Below are 15,271 nucleotides of genomic sequence, written 5' to 3' on the forward strand. Positions count from 1 at the left end.
TACCGCAATCAACGCCACTGTCGATATCTGGATGTGAAACCCCTTGACAATTCAGTCCTCATAGAAGGGCCTGTTCACGCTATTTCCGGGGATCGCGGAAATAGCGTGAACAGGCTCTAACGCGCTACGGATTCGATAGCGGCAGATCAAGCGCTGGCGGGCTGGACGGACGGGTCTCTCAAGAGGCCCGGGCGGTTAAAATGGCGGGTTGCGCTCGACACCGACAGCGCCACTACCCAGCCATGTCCGACCACCTGATCCCCTCCGTCCCCGCTCCTGCAACGGCGCCTGCCGCGTCGGCCGCCGCCATCGACGACAACCAGCTCATCGCCGAACGGCGCGAAAAACTGAAGGCGCTGCGCCAGGCGCAGGCCGAGGGCAAAGGGGTCGCATTCCCCAACGACTTCAAGCCCGCCGACCGCGCGGCGGCGCTGATCGCCGCGCGCGGCGAAACGGCGGCCGAGGTGCTCGACGCGACCCCGATCGCGGCCAGCGTCGCCGGCCGCATGATGCTCAAGCGGGTCATGGGCAAGGCCAGCTTCGCGACCGTGCAGGATGCCACCGGCCGCATCCAGCTCTACGTCACGCGCGACGCGATCGGCGAAGAGGCGTACGCCGAATTCAAGCGCTGGGACCTCGGCGACATCGTCGGCGCCGAAGGCACGCTGATGAAGACCAAGACCGGCGAGCTCTCCGTGAAGGTCACTTCGCTGCGCCTGCTGACCAAGAGCCTGCGTCCGCTGCCGGACAAGTTCCACGGCATGGCCGACCAGGAACAGAAGTACCGCCAGCGCTACGTGGACCTCATCACCGACCAGGCCGCACGCGAACGCTTCGCGGCCCGCAGCCGTGCCGTGAGCGCCCTGCGCGACTTCATGGTGGGCAACGGCTTCCTCGAAGTCGAAACGCCGATGCTGCACCCGATCCCGGGCGGCGCCAACGCGAAGCCCTTCAAGACGCACCACAACGCGCTGGACCAGGAGATGTTCCTGCGCATCGCGCCCGAGCTGTACCTCAAGCGTCTCATCGTCGGCGGCTTCGAGCGCGTGTTCGAGATCAACCGGAGCTACCGCAACGAAGGCATCTCGGTGCGGCACAACCCCGAGTTCACGATGATGGAGTTCTACGCGGCGTACTGGAACTACCGCGACCTGATGGACTTCACCGAGACGCTGATCCGCACGATCGCCGACAAGGCCGTGGGCACCCAGCAGCTCAGCTACCAGGGCAAGGCGGTCGATCTCCGCCAGCCCTTCGAGCGCCTCACGATCCGCGAAGCGATCCTCAAGCACACCGACGCGGGTCCGAACGTCGACGATTCGGCCTGGCTGATCAACGCGCTGCGCAAGCTGGGCCTCTCCGAAGAGAAGGACAAGCTCTCGCAGCGCAGCCTCGCCTCGCTGCAGGTGATGTATTTCGAAGAGACCGTCGAAGAGAAGCTCTGGCAGCCGACCTTCATCATGGAACACCCGACCGAGATCTCGCCGCTGGCGCGCGCCAACGACGAGCGCCCCGAGGTCACCGAACGCTTCGAGCTCTACATCACCGGCCGCGAATTCGGCAACGGCTTCAGCGAGCTCAACGACGCCGAAGACCAGGCCGCGCGCTTCAATGCGCAGGTGGCCGCCAAGGACAGCGGCGACGACGAAGCCATGTACTTCGACCAGGACTTCGTGCGTGCGCTCGAATACGGCATGCCGCCCACCGGTGGCTGCGGCATCGGCATCGACCGGCTCATGATGCTCCTGACCGATTCGCCGAGCATCCGCGACGTGATCCTCTTCCCAGCCCTCAGGCGCGAATCTTGAGCGCACGCGCGCCGGCGATCGGCATCGACTTCGGGACCTCGAATTCCGCCGTCGCCTTCGTGGCCGACGACGGGTTGGCACGGGCCCTGCCGCTCGAAGGCGCAGCGACCACCATTCCGACGGCGATCTTCTTCAATGCCGAAGACCGCAGCACCCACTTCGGTCGCGAGGCGATCTCGCTCTACCTGGCCGGCGTCGAGGGCCGGCTGATGCGCTCGCTCAAGAGCCTGCTCGGAAGCTCGTTGATGCAGGAGCAGACCGAGGTCTTCGGCGGGCGGATCGGCTTCGAGGACATCATCACCCTCTTCCTCACCGAGCTCGGCAGCCGTGCGCGCGCACAGCTCGGTGCCCGGCCGGGCCGTGTCGTGATCGGCCGTCCGGTCCACTTCGTCGACGATGACGAGGCGCGCGACCGGCAGGCCGAAGACACGCTGCGCCGCGCTGCCAGGAGCGCGGGCTTTGGCGAGGTCAGCTTCCAGTACGAACCTCTTGCCGCCGCGTTCGACTACGAGCGGCGCGTGGAGAAGGAGTCGCTGGTACTCATCGTCGACATCGGCGGCGGCACCTCGGACTTCACGGTGGTGCGCCTCGACCCGGAACGCATGTCGAACGGCGATCGCGCCGCGGAGGTCCTGGCCACGACCGGCGTGCACATCGGCGGCACGGACTACGACCAGCGGCTCAGCCTCGAATGCGCGATGCCCGAGTTCGGATTCCGCCATATCGGCCCAGAGGGGCGCGAGGTGCCGAGCCGGACCTTCTTCGACCTCTCGTCATGGCATCTGATCAACTGGCTGTACGCGCCCAAGGCGGTCCGCCAGGTGCAGGAGCTGCGCACCAGCTACGCCGACACCCGGCTGCACGATCGGCTGATGAATGTGCTCCTGAACCGCGAAGGGCACCGGGTTGCCAGCGAAGTCGAAGCCGCGAAGATCCGTGCCTCGACGACGAACGCCGACGTCTCCATCGACCTCTCGTGCGGCGAGCGCGATCTTGCCGTCGCCCTCACTGCCGAAGGCATGGCACGGCACCTCGGGCCCCTGCTCGCGCGCGTGATCGCCTGCGCCCAGGATTGCGTGCGCCTGGCCGCGCTCGGCAACGATGGGCTGGATGCGATCTACCTGACCGGCGGCTCGTCGGCGCTGCGCCCGTTCCAGCAGGCGCTCGCCTGCGCATTCCCCGGCGCGAAGATCATCGAGGGCGATTTCTTCGGCGGCGTGGCGGCCGGCCTCGCCTACACGGCGGCCGGCACGCGGGCGGCCCAGGCGGCATGAAGTACCTCGCCGCATACCCTGCGGCGCTGCGGGCCCAGGTCGAGCAGGTCATCGCGCAAGGCCGGCTCGCCAATCTGCTGCGCGGACGCTACGGCGACGCGCACGACATCCGCACGGATCGCGCGCTCTATGACTACGTGAGCGAACTCAAGGGCGAATTCCTGCGCAATGCCGAGCCGCTATCGAAGGTGGCCTTCGACAGCAAGCTCCACGTGATCCGCAACGCGCTCGGCACGCACACGACCGTCTCGCGTGTGCAGGGCAGCCGGTTGAAATCCAAGCACGAGATCCGTGTCGCGAGCCTGTTCAAGGAAGTCCCGCCCGAATGGCTGCGCATGATCGTCGTGCACGAACTGGCCCACATCAAGGTGCGGGGGCACGACAAGGCCTTCTACCAGCTCTGCACGCACATGGAGCCGGCCTATCACCAGTACGAGTTCGATCTGCGGCTGTACCTCACGCACCTCGACGGCGGCGGCGAGCGGCTCTGGTCCGCGGCCGCCGCGCCCGGGAGCCCGTAGTCAGGGCTTGGGCAGCATCTGGGCGGCGCGCCGGTACGCGGCGGATTGCATCAGCGCATCCCAGCCCAGGGCCGGCGTGGCGGGCAACAGGCTTGTGCGACGCGCTTCGCTCGTCGGGTTCGGCTTCCACCGGCCCTCGCGGGCCGCGGCGGCGAAGCCGCCCAGCAGCGCATCCAGCACCGCGCCGTCGCCGACGCTCTGGTTGCACAGCAGCGCCAGATCGCAGCCGGCGTCCAAGGCGGCCAGGGCCGCATCGACATAGCTGAGCGACTCGCCATCGATCTGCCGCGCCGCCTCCATGCTGAGGTCGTCGCTGAACACCGCGCCATCGAAGCCGAGCTTGCCGCGCAGGATCTCCTGCAGCCATTTCGCGGAGAAGCCCGCGGGCCGCGCATCGACCCTGGGATAGATCACGTGCGCCGGCATCACCGCCGCCAGAGAGCCGACGAGCCAGTCGTAGGGCCGCGCATCGTCCGCCAGGATCGCCTTGAGGCTGCGCCGGTCGACCGGGATCGCCACGTGCGAATCGGCCTTGACGAAGCCGTGTCCCGGAAAGTGCTTGCCGCAATTGGCCATGCCGGCCTGCAGCAGTCCATGCATCAGGCTGCGGGCGAGCAGCGCGACGACGCGCGGATCGCGATGAAAGCTGCGATCGCCGATCACGCTGCTTTCGCCGTAGTCGAGATCGAGCACGGGCGCAAAGCTGAAGTCGACCCCGCAGGCGCGCAGCTCGGCCGCCAGCACATGACCGCAGGCGACCGCAAGCTGCGTCGCCCGCAGCGCGTCCTTCATCCACAACTCGCCCAGCGTGCGCATCGACGGCAGCCGCGTGAACCCGTCGGTGCGGAATCGCTGCACGCGGCCGCCCTCGTGGTCGACGCAGATCAGGATGTCCGGACGGATCGCCTTGATCTCGGCATTGAGGGCGCACATCTGCGCGCGGCCCTGCCAGTTGCGGGCGAAATGGATCACGCCGCCCACCAGCGGGTCGGCGAGCCGTCGGCGGTCGGCCGCGTTCAGTTCGGTCCCCGCGACGTCGATGATCAGCGGGGCATGCATGGCAGTTTCAGTCATGTTTTGTCGCCGGGCGCCCCAAGACAAAATGCGCCCCCTCGGGGGGCAGCGAGGACACGGCGTGCCGAGCGTGGGGGTCTGTGATTCGTTCCACCACGACGAAGCTCGCCGCATAGTCGGTTTCATCTGTCACCGTGACGTGGGCCGAGAGGCCCTGCGCTTCGAACCAGTTCTTGAGCTCGCCGTGCAACACGATCACCGGCTTGCCGCTCTTCTGGTTGACGATCTCGCACAGGCGCCAGCTCATCGGCATCCGCATGCCGAGCCCGATGGCCTTGCTGAAGGCTTCCTTGGCGGAAAAGCGCGTGGCGAGATAGCGCAGGCCGCGCTTCGGCCAGCGCGCGCTGCGCGCCTGCCAGACCGCGAACTCGGCGTCGCCCAGGACCTTGCGCGCGAAGCGCTCGCCCTGGCGCTCCAGGGTCGCCGAGATGCGCCGGACATCGCAGATGTCGGTCCCGATGCCGTAGATCACCGCGGAGCCTGCTCGCCGGCTTCTTCGATGCGCCGCAGGTATTCGCGCGTGGCGGCGGCGTAGCCCAGCTCCAGTGCATCGGAGACGAAGGCGTGGCCGATCGACACCTCGCGCACGCCGGGCACCGCGCGCAGGAACGCGCTCAGGTTGTCGCGGCTCAGGTCGTGGCCGGCATTGACTTCCAGACCGGCTGCCTGCGCCGCGCGCGCCGCCTCGGCATAGAGCCGCAGCACCGCATCCGCGTTCGGCGTGTCGCGCGACGCCGCATAGCCCTCGGTGTAGAGCTCGACGCGGTCGGCACCGACCGCCTTGGCCGCCGCCATCATGTCGGGATTCGGGTCCATGAACAGGCTCACGCGCACGCCCAGGGCCTTGGCCTCCGCGATGACCGGGCGCAGGCGCTCGGCATCCTCCGGAAAGCTCCATCCGTGGTCGCTGGTCGACTGGGTCTCGCTGTCCGGCACGAAGGTCGCCTGGTGCGGACGCAGCTCGCGCACGAACTCCATCAGGTTGTGGAAGGGATTGCCTTCGATGTTGAACTCGACGGCAGGCCACGCCTTGCGCAGCAACTCCGACAGGTCGCGCACGTCCTGCGGACGGATGTGCCGCTGGTCGGGCCGCGGATGCACGGTGATGCCATGCGCGCCGGCATCGAGGCACGTCGACGCCGCGAACAACACGCTCGGAATGCCGAGCTTGCGCGTGTTGCGCACCAGCGCGACCTTGTTGAGATTGACCGACAGGGCGGTGGAATTGGAGGAGCTCATAGGGCTTGCAGGTCCCGCATCATCTGCCGCGTACGCAGCGTTGCAACGCCGCAATGGTAGTTGAGCAAGGTTCGCAATTGGGTGCGCAGGGCGCCATTGACCCCGGCGCACGCGCGGAGCGTGGCGACGAACGGCGCCTGATCGTCGAGCGCGGCCTGCAACGCCTGCCAGTCGGCGCCCTGCAACGAGGGCTCGCCTTCGAAGGCTTCGCGCAGGCCTGCTTCCGGCACGAGGGCGTAGCGGGTCGCGGCATCGAGCGGCGCGAGCGTGAGCGTCTGCGCGTCCAGCGCCGGCAGCAAGCCGACTTCGCGCAGCAGCAGCAGCTCGAAGGCGCGCAGCGCGGCGGACTGCGTCGCGGCCTGGGCCGCCGCGTGGTCGCCGGCAAGCACCTGCACCACGCCCGCGTAGGCATCGAAAAGCGCCTCGTGCGGGTCGTCGCGCGCCAGCAGGCGCAGCAGCAGTTCGTTGACGTAGTAGCCCGAGAGCAGCGCCTCGCCGGTCGGCATCACGTGGCCGCCCATCCATTCGGCGCTCTTGAGCGTGCGGATCTCCGCATCGCCGGAAAAGCCGAGTTGCAGCGGCTGCAGCGGCAGCAGCACCGGCCGGAAATTGGAACTCGGCCGCTTCGCCCCCTTGGCCACGAGCGCGATGCGGCCGTGGTGGCGGGCGAAGACCTCGAGGATCAGGCTGGACTCGCTCCAGTCGTAGTGGTGGAGCACATAGGCCGGCTCATTCGAGACACGCTTGACGGCCACTCACTCATACCCGAAGGAACGCACGCGGGCCTCGTCGTCGGCCCAGCCGGAACGCACCTTGACCCAGAGCTCGATGAAGACCTTGGCGTCCATGAGCTTCTCGAGCTCCTGACGCGTCTCGGTGCCGATGCGCTTGATGCGCTCGCCCTTGTCGCCGATGACCATCGCCTTGTGGCTGTCGCGCTCCACGACGATGGTCGCGGCGATCCTGACCAGGCGCTTCTGACCCTTGCGCGCCGGCGGCTCCTCGGTGAACTTGTCGATCACCACGGTCGAGGTGTAGGGCAGCTCGTCGCCGGTCAGGCGGAACAGTTTCTCGCGCACCATCTCGCTGGCCAGGAACTGCTCGCTGCGGTCGGTGAGCTCGTCCTCGCCATACCACCACGGCTGCTGCGGCAGGTACTTCTCGCAGATGCCGAAGAGGCGCTCGACGTCCTTCGGATTCTTGGCCGACATCGGCACGAACTCGGCAAAGGCGTGCTTTTGCTGCATGCCCTGCAGCCACGGTGCGATGTCGGCGCGGCGATGCACGTGGTCCAGCTTGTTGGCGATCAGCACCGTGGGGATGCCGGCGCCGAGCAGCTTGAGCACCCGTTCGTCCGCCGCGGTGAAGCTGCCGGCCTCGACCACGAACAGGATCAGATCGACGTCGGAAACCGCACCGACCACCGTCTTGTTGAGCGACCGGTTCAGCGCATTGGCGTGCAGCGTCTGGAAACCCGGCGTGTCGACGAACACGAACTGCGTCGCACCCAGCGTGCGCATGCCGGTGATGCGGTGCCGGGTGGTCTGCGCCTTGCGCGAGGTGATGCTGATCTTCTGGCCGACCAGTGCATTGAGCAGCGTCGACTTGCCCACATTGGGCTTGCCGACGATGGCCACCAGTCCGCAGCGCTGCGATTCGGGAGAAGAAGCGGTGGCGGGGTCGATGGGTTCGTTCATGGGGATGCCTTCGCGCCGCGCGCCTTGAGCCGGATCAACATCGCCGCCGCAGCGGCCTGTTCGGCGGCACGGCGCGAGCCGCCGATGCCGTGTTCGTGCAGCCCCAGATCGGGCGCTTCGCATTGGACTTCGAAGGTCTGCTTGTGCGCAGCGCCGAGCGTTCCGACCACGCGATAGACCGGCAACTTCATTTTGTGGCCCTGAAGCCATTCCTGCAATTCGGTCTTCGGGTCCTTGGCGGCCGCTTCCATGCGCGGATTGATTTCCACGGATTCGTAAAGGCGCTGAACCAGCGCCTGCGCGGCGCCGAAGCCGGCGTCGAGATAGACCGCGCCGATCACCGCCTCGAGCGCGTCGGCGAGGATCGACGGCCGGTTCTGGCCACCCGAGCGCGCCTCGCCTTCGCCCAGTCGCAGAAGCGGCGACAGCGCGAGCTTGAGCGCGAGCTGGTGCAGCGTGTCCTGCTTGACCAGATTGGCGCGGACCCGGGAAAGGTCGCCCTCCGCCATCGAGTTCAGCCGCGTGTACAAGAGGTGCGAGACGGCGAGGCTGAGCACCGAATCGCCCAGGAATTCGAGCCGCTCGTTGTGGTCGGCCGAGAAACTGCGATGCGTCAGCGCGCGCTGCAGGAGCCGAGGGTCGGCAAACGAATACCGGAGCCGCGTCTGGAGCGCGGCGAGGCCACCTTCGTTCACTGTGCGGCCAGCCTGGAAGTGGGAGCCATCAGCTCGAACGGCCGCGGTACTTCAGCAGGAGGTAGGCGGGCCCGAAGAGGTGGATCTCGCGGTCATAGGCGAAGGAGACGACGACCTTGTCGCCGTCCTTTCGCACCTCGAGGTCCTTGCCGGTGACGGAGGTGAAGTCGTCGATCGCCTGCGCGCGATCGAAGATGGCGCGGACTTCGGGCACGGTCGTGCCCTCCTTCGCCTTGTTGGCAGCCTTCGTGATGGCCTGGTACTCGATCAGGGTGGGGATCACCTGCGCCACCACCACGCCGACACAGGCCAGCACGATCGCCACGAACAGCAGCCCGATGAACGAAATCCCGCGCTGCTTCTGACTTGCCACTAAAGACTTCATGCCCTCTTCCCTATGTGAACACCGAATAATTATTGGAACGTGCCGATGCGCCGCCAGTCGCTGAAATTCATCCAGATCAGGAATGCCTTGCCGACGATGTTCCGGTCCGGGACGAATCCCCAATAGCGCGAATCCAGCGAATTGTCGCGGTTGTCGCCCATCATGAAGTAATACCCCGGAGGCACCTTGCACATCACGCCTTCAACACTGTAGCGGCAATTTTCCTGAAAAGGGAACGCCATGATTTCCGCTTCGGAGAGTCCGGCACGGCGGGCGTCGTCATTGAGGATGTCGTGCTGCGTGCCATTGAGGTTCTCGCCGTATTGCTTGAGGTAGCGCATCGTCTCCTCGTCGAAATAGTCCGGAATGGCGTCCTTGCTGACCGGCTGGCCGTTGATCGTCAGCTTCTTGTTGAGGTAGGCCACCTCGTCGCCCGGCACGCCGACCACCCGCTTGATGTAGTCCATGCTCGGCTTGGGCGGATAGCGGAACACCATGACGTCGCCACGCGCCGGCGGCCGGCCGTCGGTGATCTTGGTGTTGACGACCGGCAGGCGCAGGCCGTAGACGAACTTGTTGACCAGGATCAGGTCGCCGACGAGCAGCGTCGGCATCATCGAGCCGGAAGGGATCTTGAAGGGCTCGGCCAAGAACGAGCGCAACAGGAACACCACCAGGATCACCGGGAACAGCCCCGCGGTCCAGTCCAGCCACCAGGGCTGCATGAGCAGCCGTTCGCTCGCCTTGGCGTCGACGGTGTCGACCTGGGTGATGCCCTGGCGGGCGAGTTCCTCGCGCCGGTTCGTGAGCGAAGCCTCGAGCGAAGCCGCGGCACGCTGCCGCCTCGGAAGGAAATAGAAGCGTTCGGCCAGCCAGTAGATGCCGGTGACGACGGTGGCGAGGAACAGCAGGAGGGCAAAGTTGCCTTCGACCGCACCGAAATACCAGGCACCGATATAGCCGACGAAGGCCGCGAGAATCAACGAGGTGATAAATGCCATCTTTTAGTCTTCGACTTGCAGGATGGCGAGAAAGGCCTCTTGAGGGACCTCGACCGAGCCGATCTGCTTCATTCTTTTCTTGCCCGCCTTCTGCTTTTCGAGCAGCTTGCGCTTGCGGGTGATATCGCCGCCATAGCATTTGGCGAGCACGTTCTTGCGCAGCGCCTTGATTGTCTCACGCGCAATGATGTTGGCCCCGATGGCCGCCTGGATCGCGACGTCGAACATTTGCCGCGAAATGATCTCGCGCATCTTGCCCACGACCGCGCGCGCACGGTACTGGCTCTGGCTGCGGTGGACGATGATCGACAGCGCGTCGACCTTGTCGCCGTTGAGCAGGATGTCGACCTTGACGACATCCGACGCGCGGTATTCCTTGAACTCGTAGTCCATCGACGCATAGCCGCGGCTGACCGATTTCAGCTTGTCGAAGAAATCGAGCACGATCTCGCCGAGCGGCATCTCGTAGGTCAGCATGACCTGCCGGCCGTGGTAGGCCATGTTCATCTGGACGCCGCGCTTCTGGTTGGCGAGCGTCATCACGGCGCCCACGTACTCCTGCGGCATGTAGATGTGCACGGTGACGATCGGCTCGCGGATCTCCGCCATGCGGCCGACGTCGGGCATCTTGGACGGGTTCTCGACCATGATGACCTCGCCGTCGCTCTTCACGACCTGGTAGACCACGCTGGGCGCGGTCGTGATGAGGTCCTGGTCGAACTCGCGCTCCAGGCGCTCCTGAACGATCTCCATGTGCAGCAGCCCGAGGAAGCCGCAGCGGAATCCGAAGCCGAGCGCCTGCGACACCTCGGGCTCGTAGTGCAGCGAGGAATCGTTGAGCTTGAGCTTCTCGAGCGCATCGCGCAGCGAGTCGTACTCGCTCGCCTCGGTCGGGTAGAGGCCGGCGAACACCTGCGGCTGGATTTCCTTGAAGCCGGGCAGCGGCTCGGTCGCAGTGGCTGCCGCGCCGCCGGTTCCGGTCTTGATCTGAGTGACCGTATCGCCGACCTTCGCGGCCTGCAGTTCCTTGATGCCCGCGATGATGTAGCCCACTTCGCCGGCCTCGAGCGACTCGCGCGCCTCGTTCGCCGGCGTGAACACACCGAGGTTGTCGGCGTTGTAGCTGGCGCCCGAAGCCATCATCTTGATGCGGTCGCCCTTCGCGAGACGGCCATCCACCACACGCACGAGCATCACGACGCCCACGTAGGCATCGAACCAGCTGTCGATGATCATGGCGCGCAGAGGCCCGTCGGGATTGCCGCGCGGCGACGGCACCTTGGCGACGATCGCTTCGAGGATCTCGTCGATCCCCATGCCGGTCTTCGCCGAGCACGGAATGGCTTCGGACGCATCGATGCCGATCACGTCTTCGATCTCGGCCTTTGCGTTCTCGGGATCCGCCTGCGGCAGATCCATCTTGTTGAGCACGGGCACCACTTCGACCCCGAGGTCGAGCGCGGTGTAGCAGTTCGCCACGGTCTGCGCTTCCACACCCTGGCTCGCATCGACGACGAGCAGCGCGCCTTCGCATGCAGAAAGCGAGCGACTCACTTCATAAGAGAAGTCGACATGGCCCGGCGTGTCGATCAGATTGAGGTTGTAGACCTGTCCATCGCGCGCCTTGTAGTGCAGCGCCGCGGTCTGTGCCTTGATGGTTATCCCACGCTCTTTCTCGATGTCCATCGAGTCGAGCACTTGCGCTTCCATCTCGCGCTCGGCGAGACCACCGCAACGTTGGATCAAGCGATCCGCAAGCGTCGACTTGCCGTGATCGATGTGCGCAATGATCGAAAAATTTCTGATGTGATTCATCAACGGGAACGCTTAAGTACTTGAATTGGCTCGGGCACAGCGGGCAACGGACAAGAAAAAAGGGCGCGTCCACAAGAGACGCGCCCTGAACCAACAAGCAATGGCAACTGCAGTAGTTGGAACTTCATTGTAGGCAAAAAGGGGGGCGCGTACATTGGGGCCAAGGCCCCCGGACGGTCGTTGCAGGTCAGCAACAGCACACTTATAAACAACTTATCAACAGCGTCGGTGGAGCAATTCCTTAACAACTTGTGGGCGAACTGTGGACCGTCGGTGGACGGACCGCAGGCATCTCGCATCGTGAAGAACCCGCCTCCGCTTATGCGATGACCATGGGCTGCGGGCCCCCTATTCTACCGAAAACCATTATTAGCGGCCCCATAAGTCAGTAAACGCTAACAAATGAGAGGCTCCAACCGCCCCCAAATTTTTTTTCTGGCCGGTGCGGCCGTGGCGCGACAACGTCGAAAAAATGGCCCCAAACCCGACTGCGGGGTGGGGCCACTTGACGCCTTGGGTCTGATCAGCGTGCGGGGCGAACCAGCGCGTACTGCGCCCAGTCGCCTCGACGGAAAAGCAGGCTGATGGGCTTGCTCCGATCCGCCTTCGCCAGCGCCGCCTCGAAGTCCTTGACGCTCGAGACTTCCGTGTTGCTGATGGCCAGGATCACGTCGCCTTCGCGCAGGCCCGCGCGCGCGGCCGCGTCGGTGGCGGCATCGACCTTCACGCCGCCCTTGAGTTTCAGCTCTCGCCTCTGCGCATCAGGGAGATCGCTCAGCGCGAGGCCCATCGATTTTGCGGCTGCCGATGCCGGCGCCTTGCCCGATGACTCGTCACGATCCGAAGCACGCTTGGCCGGCTTGTCGGGCTCGATCTCCGCGATGGTCACGTTCAGGTCGCGCAGGCTGCCACGACGGAATACGGTCACCGAACTCTTGGTGCCCGGCTTGGTGTTCCCCACGATACGCGGCAGATCGCTGGGCCTCTCGATCGACTTGCCATCGAACTTGGTGATGATGTCGCCAGGCTCGATCCCGGCCTTCTCGCCCGGCGAACCGGCTTCGACGCCTCGAACCAGTGCTCCCTGCGCCTTGCCCAGGCCAATCGACTCGGCCACGTCCTTCGTGACCTGATCGATCTGTACGCCGATCCGTCCGCGCGACACGCGGCCGAACGCGCGCAACTGGTCGCTCACGCGGATCGCCTCATCGATCGGGATCGAGAACGAGATCCCCATGAAGCCGCCGGAGCGCGAATAGATCTGGCTGTTGATGCCCACCACCTCGCCGCGCATGTTGATCAGCGGGCCGCCGGAGTTGCCGGGGTTGATGGCAACGTCGGTCTGGATGAACGGCAGGTAGTCGCCGGTGTCGCGCTGCTTCGCGCTCACGATGCCGGCGGTGACGGTGTTCTCGAGGCCGAAGGGCGAGCCGATCGCCATCACCCATTCGCCGACGCGCAGCTTCGAGACATCACCGACCTTGACGGCAGGAAGACCGGTTGCGTCGATCTTCACCACGGCGACGTCGGTGCGCTTGTCGGCGCCGACGATCCTGGCCTTGAACTCACGCTTGTCCGGCAGCGTCACCAGAACCTCGGAAGCGCCGTCGACCACATGCGCATTGGTCATCACGAAGCCATCCGGGGAAAGGATGAACCCGGACCCGACACCGCGCGGACGCTCCTCCTCCTGAGGAGCCGGGCGGTTGGGACGACCCTGGCGCGGAATGCCCGGCATCGGCTGGCCGAAGAAGCGCCGGAAGAACTCCTGCATATCTTCATCCATCTCGGGATTGCCGCCGCCCTGGGCGACTTTCTCGACGGTGCGGATGTTCACCACGGACGGCCCGACCTGGTCGACCAGGTCGGTGAAATCGGGAAGGACACGCGCCTGCGCGAATGCCGGCGATGGCGGCAACAGCGCGGTGGTCGACACGACGGCCATCGCGCAAGCCAGCACGCATGAGCGGAGCTTGTTCCTCTCGAACTTGAGCATCATCAATTTCTTTCGTCTAAGAGCTTGGACAAAACGATACCCGCGCGCCGCGACTCAGCGCGCGCGGGCGAGGCTCTGGGCAAATGCGTCCAAAGTCTGCGGCGGCACTTCGCCCACGGCTGTCAGCCACCAATCCCCGTCCTTGTCGGTCAGCCGGCGCGTCAGCGTATAGGTGGCACCGAGTGCAAGAAGGACTTCCTTGGCCTGGCGCTGGGCATCGTAAGGCTCCAGGAAAAGCGACACGGAAGCGAGGCCATCCGAGAAGGTCCACTGCATCGTGTGTCCAGCCGACTCGCCGCCGGCCGGACGCCGATAGCAATTCACCGGCTTGAACCCGGCGACCGGCTTCCTGAGCGTCCAGCCCTCGCGCTCGGCGGTCGTGCGTTCGAGCTCCGACTTCTCGACGCGATAGCCCGAGGTGCTGGTCATCATCTGGTTCAAGGCGTGGACCTTGATCGGCACATCGAGCTGCAGTTCGGAGAAGGCGGATTGTTCGATGACCTTGTTGTCGCGGTCGAGCGTCTGCAGCTTCACGACCAGGCCGGAGCGCCGCTCGCTCCACACCCGATAGCCGAAGCGGAATTCGTCCCGAGGCTCCAGCAGAATCACATCGGCATCGAAGCCGGCAACGCGCCCCTTGCCCACGACCCGCACACCGTAGAAATCGGCGATGGACGAGTCCGGAGCACCGAGCAGGTTCGGAAACAGCTCGAGGTTCTCCCGCTTCTCGCTCTTGACCACCTTCGACTCGGGCAGGAAGGTGACGACGCGATCATTGCGCCGAAATGTCGAACGTGGTGGCCCCGAGAGCGCCTCGATGCGCTCCATCTGGAGATCGCCTTCGCAGACATGCCAGATGCGTGCGCTGGAGAGATCGCCGGTTTCCGCCGAAACGACAAAGGTGCCGGCGTAGCTGCGCTGCTTCGACGCAGCATGCATGCGCTGGAGCCATTCGACGACGCCCAGGGTCGGGGTTTCGCCATTGCCAGGACCCGCTTTTGCCAGTGGCGAGCTGATCCGGGTCTGAGCCGTGGCCACCTGCGCGACGCAAAGCGCGGCCGCGAGGATCACGTATCGACGCTCGGGGATTGGGATCGAAACAGTCATCGCAGGCAAGCGCTCAGCGCGAAGGCCTTTCGAAGGTGGCGTTGCGCAGGAATCCGGATGGAAGCTGCGAGGCGCCACTGACCTGCTGGTGGGCTTCGAGCAGCTGATCGAGTCGCGGATCACGCAGCATGACCTGCGGATTTCCGTTTCCGACCAGGACTCGCGCGGGGATGAGCGTCTGGCGCGGGGCAGGAGCGACATTGGCCGCCGCGACCACCGCAGCCGGCGCCGCCTGTTGCTGGGCCAGCTGCGCGCCGGCAGGACGGGAGCCCTCGATGCCGACCCAGTTCCAGCCGATGGCTGCGGCCGCTGCCAGCGATGCCGCCCCGGCCACGAGCTTCCAGCGGAAGACGGGCTCGTTGGCCGCCTCCGCGCGCGAACGATGGACCGGCTCCGCTTCGGGCAACGCCTCCAGGGCCTGCAGCGGCGGCTCCGCCGCCAGGCGATCCTGGAATCGCGAAAGGAAGGTCGTGGTGTCGCTGCACGGCGCGTGGACGCCCGAACGCAGGACATCGCCGACCAGGTGATAGGTCTGCCAGGTGTCCCGCAGCTCTTCGTCGAAGCCAATGCGGCCGACCATGCGGGCAAATTCTTCGCCTCGCAAATGGCCATCAGCAAGCGCGGACACCTGCTCACGAACTGTGTTTGTGTGCTTCATT

At 65.6% G+C, this 15,271-nt stretch carries 15 protein-coding genes; 3 read left to right on the top strand and 12 right to left on the bottom strand.

What is annotated here, in order from left to right:
• The first annotated feature begins 242 nt into the window (after positions 1-242).
• From lysS to VAR608DRAFT_RS33745, 3 genes are read left to right on the top strand one after another with little or no spacing between them, the layout of a single operon-like run.
• The gene (lysS, locus tag VAR608DRAFT_RS33735) at positions 243-1,808 is read left to right on the top strand and encodes a lysine--tRNA ligase (RefSeq protein WP_088958023.1); all 1,566 of its coding nucleotides are present in this window, start codon (positions 243-245) and stop codon (positions 1,806-1,808) included.
• Positions 1,802-3,082, top strand: a complete 1,281-nt coding sequence (locus tag VAR608DRAFT_RS33740) for an Hsp70 family protein (RefSeq protein WP_088959130.1) — start codon at positions 1,802-1,804, stop codon at positions 3,080-3,082. Before lysS ends, VAR608DRAFT_RS33740 begins: the two co-directional genes overlap by 7 nt.
• The gene (locus VAR608DRAFT_RS33745) at positions 3,079-3,603 is read left to right on the top strand and encodes a YgjP-like metallopeptidase domain-containing protein (RefSeq protein WP_088958024.1); all 525 of its coding nucleotides are present in this window, start codon (positions 3,079-3,081) and stop codon (positions 3,601-3,603) included. The genes VAR608DRAFT_RS33740 and VAR608DRAFT_RS33745 overlap by 4 nt, the downstream gene beginning before the upstream one ends.
• On the opposite strand, the gene nagZ is transcribed toward VAR608DRAFT_RS33745, so the two are convergent.
• From nagZ to VAR608DRAFT_RS33805, 12 genes are all read right to left on the bottom strand, one after another.
• Positions 3,604-4,677 (bottom strand): beta-N-acetylhexosaminidase, encoded by a 1,074-nt coding sequence (gene nagZ / locus VAR608DRAFT_RS33750; protein ID WP_088958025.1) that lies wholly within the window; start codon positions 4,675-4,677, stop codon positions 3,604-3,606. It lies immediately after the preceding gene.
• The gene (gene acpS, locus VAR608DRAFT_RS33755; protein ID WP_088958026.1) at positions 4,670-5,149 is read right to left on the bottom strand and encodes a holo-ACP synthase; all 480 of its coding nucleotides are present in this window, start codon (positions 5,147-5,149) and stop codon (positions 4,670-4,672) included. Before acpS ends, nagZ begins: the two co-directional genes overlap by 8 nt.
• Positions 5,146-5,916 (bottom strand): pyridoxine 5'-phosphate synthase, encoded by a 771-nt coding sequence (locus VAR608DRAFT_RS33760; protein WP_088958027.1) that lies wholly within the window; start codon positions 5,914-5,916, stop codon positions 5,146-5,148. The genes acpS and VAR608DRAFT_RS33760 overlap by 4 nt, the downstream gene beginning before the upstream one ends.
• Positions 5,913-6,671 (bottom strand): DNA repair protein RecO, encoded by a 759-nt coding sequence (gene recO, locus VAR608DRAFT_RS33765; protein ID WP_088958028.1) that lies wholly within the window; start codon positions 6,669-6,671, stop codon positions 5,913-5,915. The genes VAR608DRAFT_RS33760 and recO overlap by 4 nt, the downstream gene beginning before the upstream one ends.
• Positions 6,672-7,613: a GTPase Era gene (era, locus tag VAR608DRAFT_RS33770; protein WP_088958029.1), complete on the bottom strand. Its 942-nt coding sequence runs from the start codon at positions 7,611-7,613 to the stop codon at positions 6,672-6,674. It lies immediately after the preceding gene.
• Positions 7,610-8,308, bottom strand: a complete 699-nt coding sequence (gene rnc, locus VAR608DRAFT_RS33775; protein ID WP_088958030.1) for a ribonuclease III — start codon at positions 8,306-8,308, stop codon at positions 7,610-7,612. Before rnc ends, era begins: the two co-directional genes overlap by 4 nt.
• 28 nt (positions 8,309-8,336) lie before the next feature.
• Entirely contained in the window at positions 8,337-8,693 is a 357-nt protein-coding gene (locus VAR608DRAFT_RS33780) for a DUF4845 domain-containing protein (protein WP_088958031.1), read from the bottom strand.
• Between the two features lie 29 nt (positions 8,694-8,722).
• Positions 8,723-9,694: a signal peptidase I gene (gene lepB, locus VAR608DRAFT_RS33785; RefSeq protein ID WP_088958032.1), complete on the bottom strand. Its 972-nt coding sequence runs from the start codon at positions 9,692-9,694 to the stop codon at positions 8,723-8,725.
• Positions 9,695-9,697: 3 nt separating this feature from the next.
• Positions 9,698-11,509 (bottom strand): translation elongation factor 4, encoded by a 1,812-nt coding sequence (lepA, locus tag VAR608DRAFT_RS33790; RefSeq protein ID WP_088958033.1) that lies wholly within the window; start codon positions 11,507-11,509, stop codon positions 9,698-9,700.
• Between the two features lie 523 nt (positions 11,510-12,032).
• Positions 12,033-13,505: a DegQ family serine endoprotease gene (locus VAR608DRAFT_RS33795; protein ID WP_443082966.1), complete on the bottom strand. Its 1,473-nt coding sequence runs from the start codon at positions 13,503-13,505 to the stop codon at positions 12,033-12,035.
• 54 nt (positions 13,506-13,559) lie between these two features.
• Complete coding sequence (locus VAR608DRAFT_RS33800) at positions 13,560-14,612, bottom strand: MucB/RseB C-terminal domain-containing protein (RefSeq protein ID WP_088958035.1); 1,053 nt, start codon at positions 14,610-14,612, stop codon at positions 13,560-13,562.
• A 13-nt stretch (positions 14,613-14,625) separates the two neighbouring features.
• Complete coding sequence (locus tag VAR608DRAFT_RS33805) at positions 14,626-15,270, bottom strand: sigma-E factor negative regulatory protein (protein ID WP_088958036.1); 645 nt, start codon at positions 15,268-15,270, stop codon at positions 14,626-14,628.
• Position 15,271: the final 1 nt, after the last annotated feature.

The sequence above is a fragment of the Variovorax sp. HW608 genome (assembly GCF_900090195.1).
GTDB lineage: Bacteria > Pseudomonadota > Gammaproteobacteria > Burkholderiales > Burkholderiaceae_C > Variovorax.

Excerpts from the sequence above, each read along its gene's own strand:
- lysS (WP_088958023.1), top strand. The coding sequence starts at position 243 with ATGTCCGACCACCTGATCCCCTCCGTCCCCGCTCCTGCAACGGCGCCT.
- VAR608DRAFT_RS33745 (WP_088958024.1), top strand. The coding sequence starts at position 3,079 with ATGAAGTACCTCGCCGCATACCCTGCGGCGCTGCGGGCCCAGGTCGAG.
- nagZ (WP_088958025.1), bottom strand. The coding sequence starts at position 4,677 with ATGACTGAAACTGCCATGCATGCCCCGCTGATCATCGACGTCGCGGGG.
- VAR608DRAFT_RS33760 (WP_088958027.1), bottom strand. The coding sequence starts at position 5,916 with ATGAGCTCCTCCAATTCCACCGCCCTGTCGGTCAATCTCAACAAGGTC.
- era (WP_088958029.1), bottom strand. The coding sequence starts at position 7,613 with ATGAACGAACCCATCGACCCCGCCACCGCTTCTTCTCCCGAATCGCAG.
- VAR608DRAFT_RS33780 (WP_088958031.1), bottom strand. The coding sequence starts at position 8,693 with ATGAAGTCTTTAGTGGCAAGTCAGAAGCAGCGCGGGATTTCGTTCATC.
- lepB (WP_088958032.1), bottom strand. The coding sequence starts at position 9,694 with ATGGCATTTATCACCTCGTTGATTCTCGCGGCCTTCGTCGGCTATATC.
- lepA (WP_088958033.1), bottom strand. The coding sequence starts at position 11,509 with ATGAATCACATCAGAAATTTTTCGATCATTGCGCACATCGATCACGGC.
- VAR608DRAFT_RS33795 (WP_443082966.1), bottom strand. The coding sequence starts at position 13,505 with ATGCTCAAGTTCGAGAGGAACAAGCTCCGCTCATGCGTGCTGGCTTGC.
- VAR608DRAFT_RS33800 (WP_088958035.1), bottom strand. The coding sequence starts at position 14,612 with ATGACTGTTTCGATCCCAATCCCCGAGCGTCGATACGTGATCCTCGCG.
- VAR608DRAFT_RS33805 (WP_088958036.1), bottom strand. The coding sequence starts at position 15,270 with ATGAAGCACACAAACACAGTTCGTGAGCAGGTGTCCGCGCTTGCTGAT.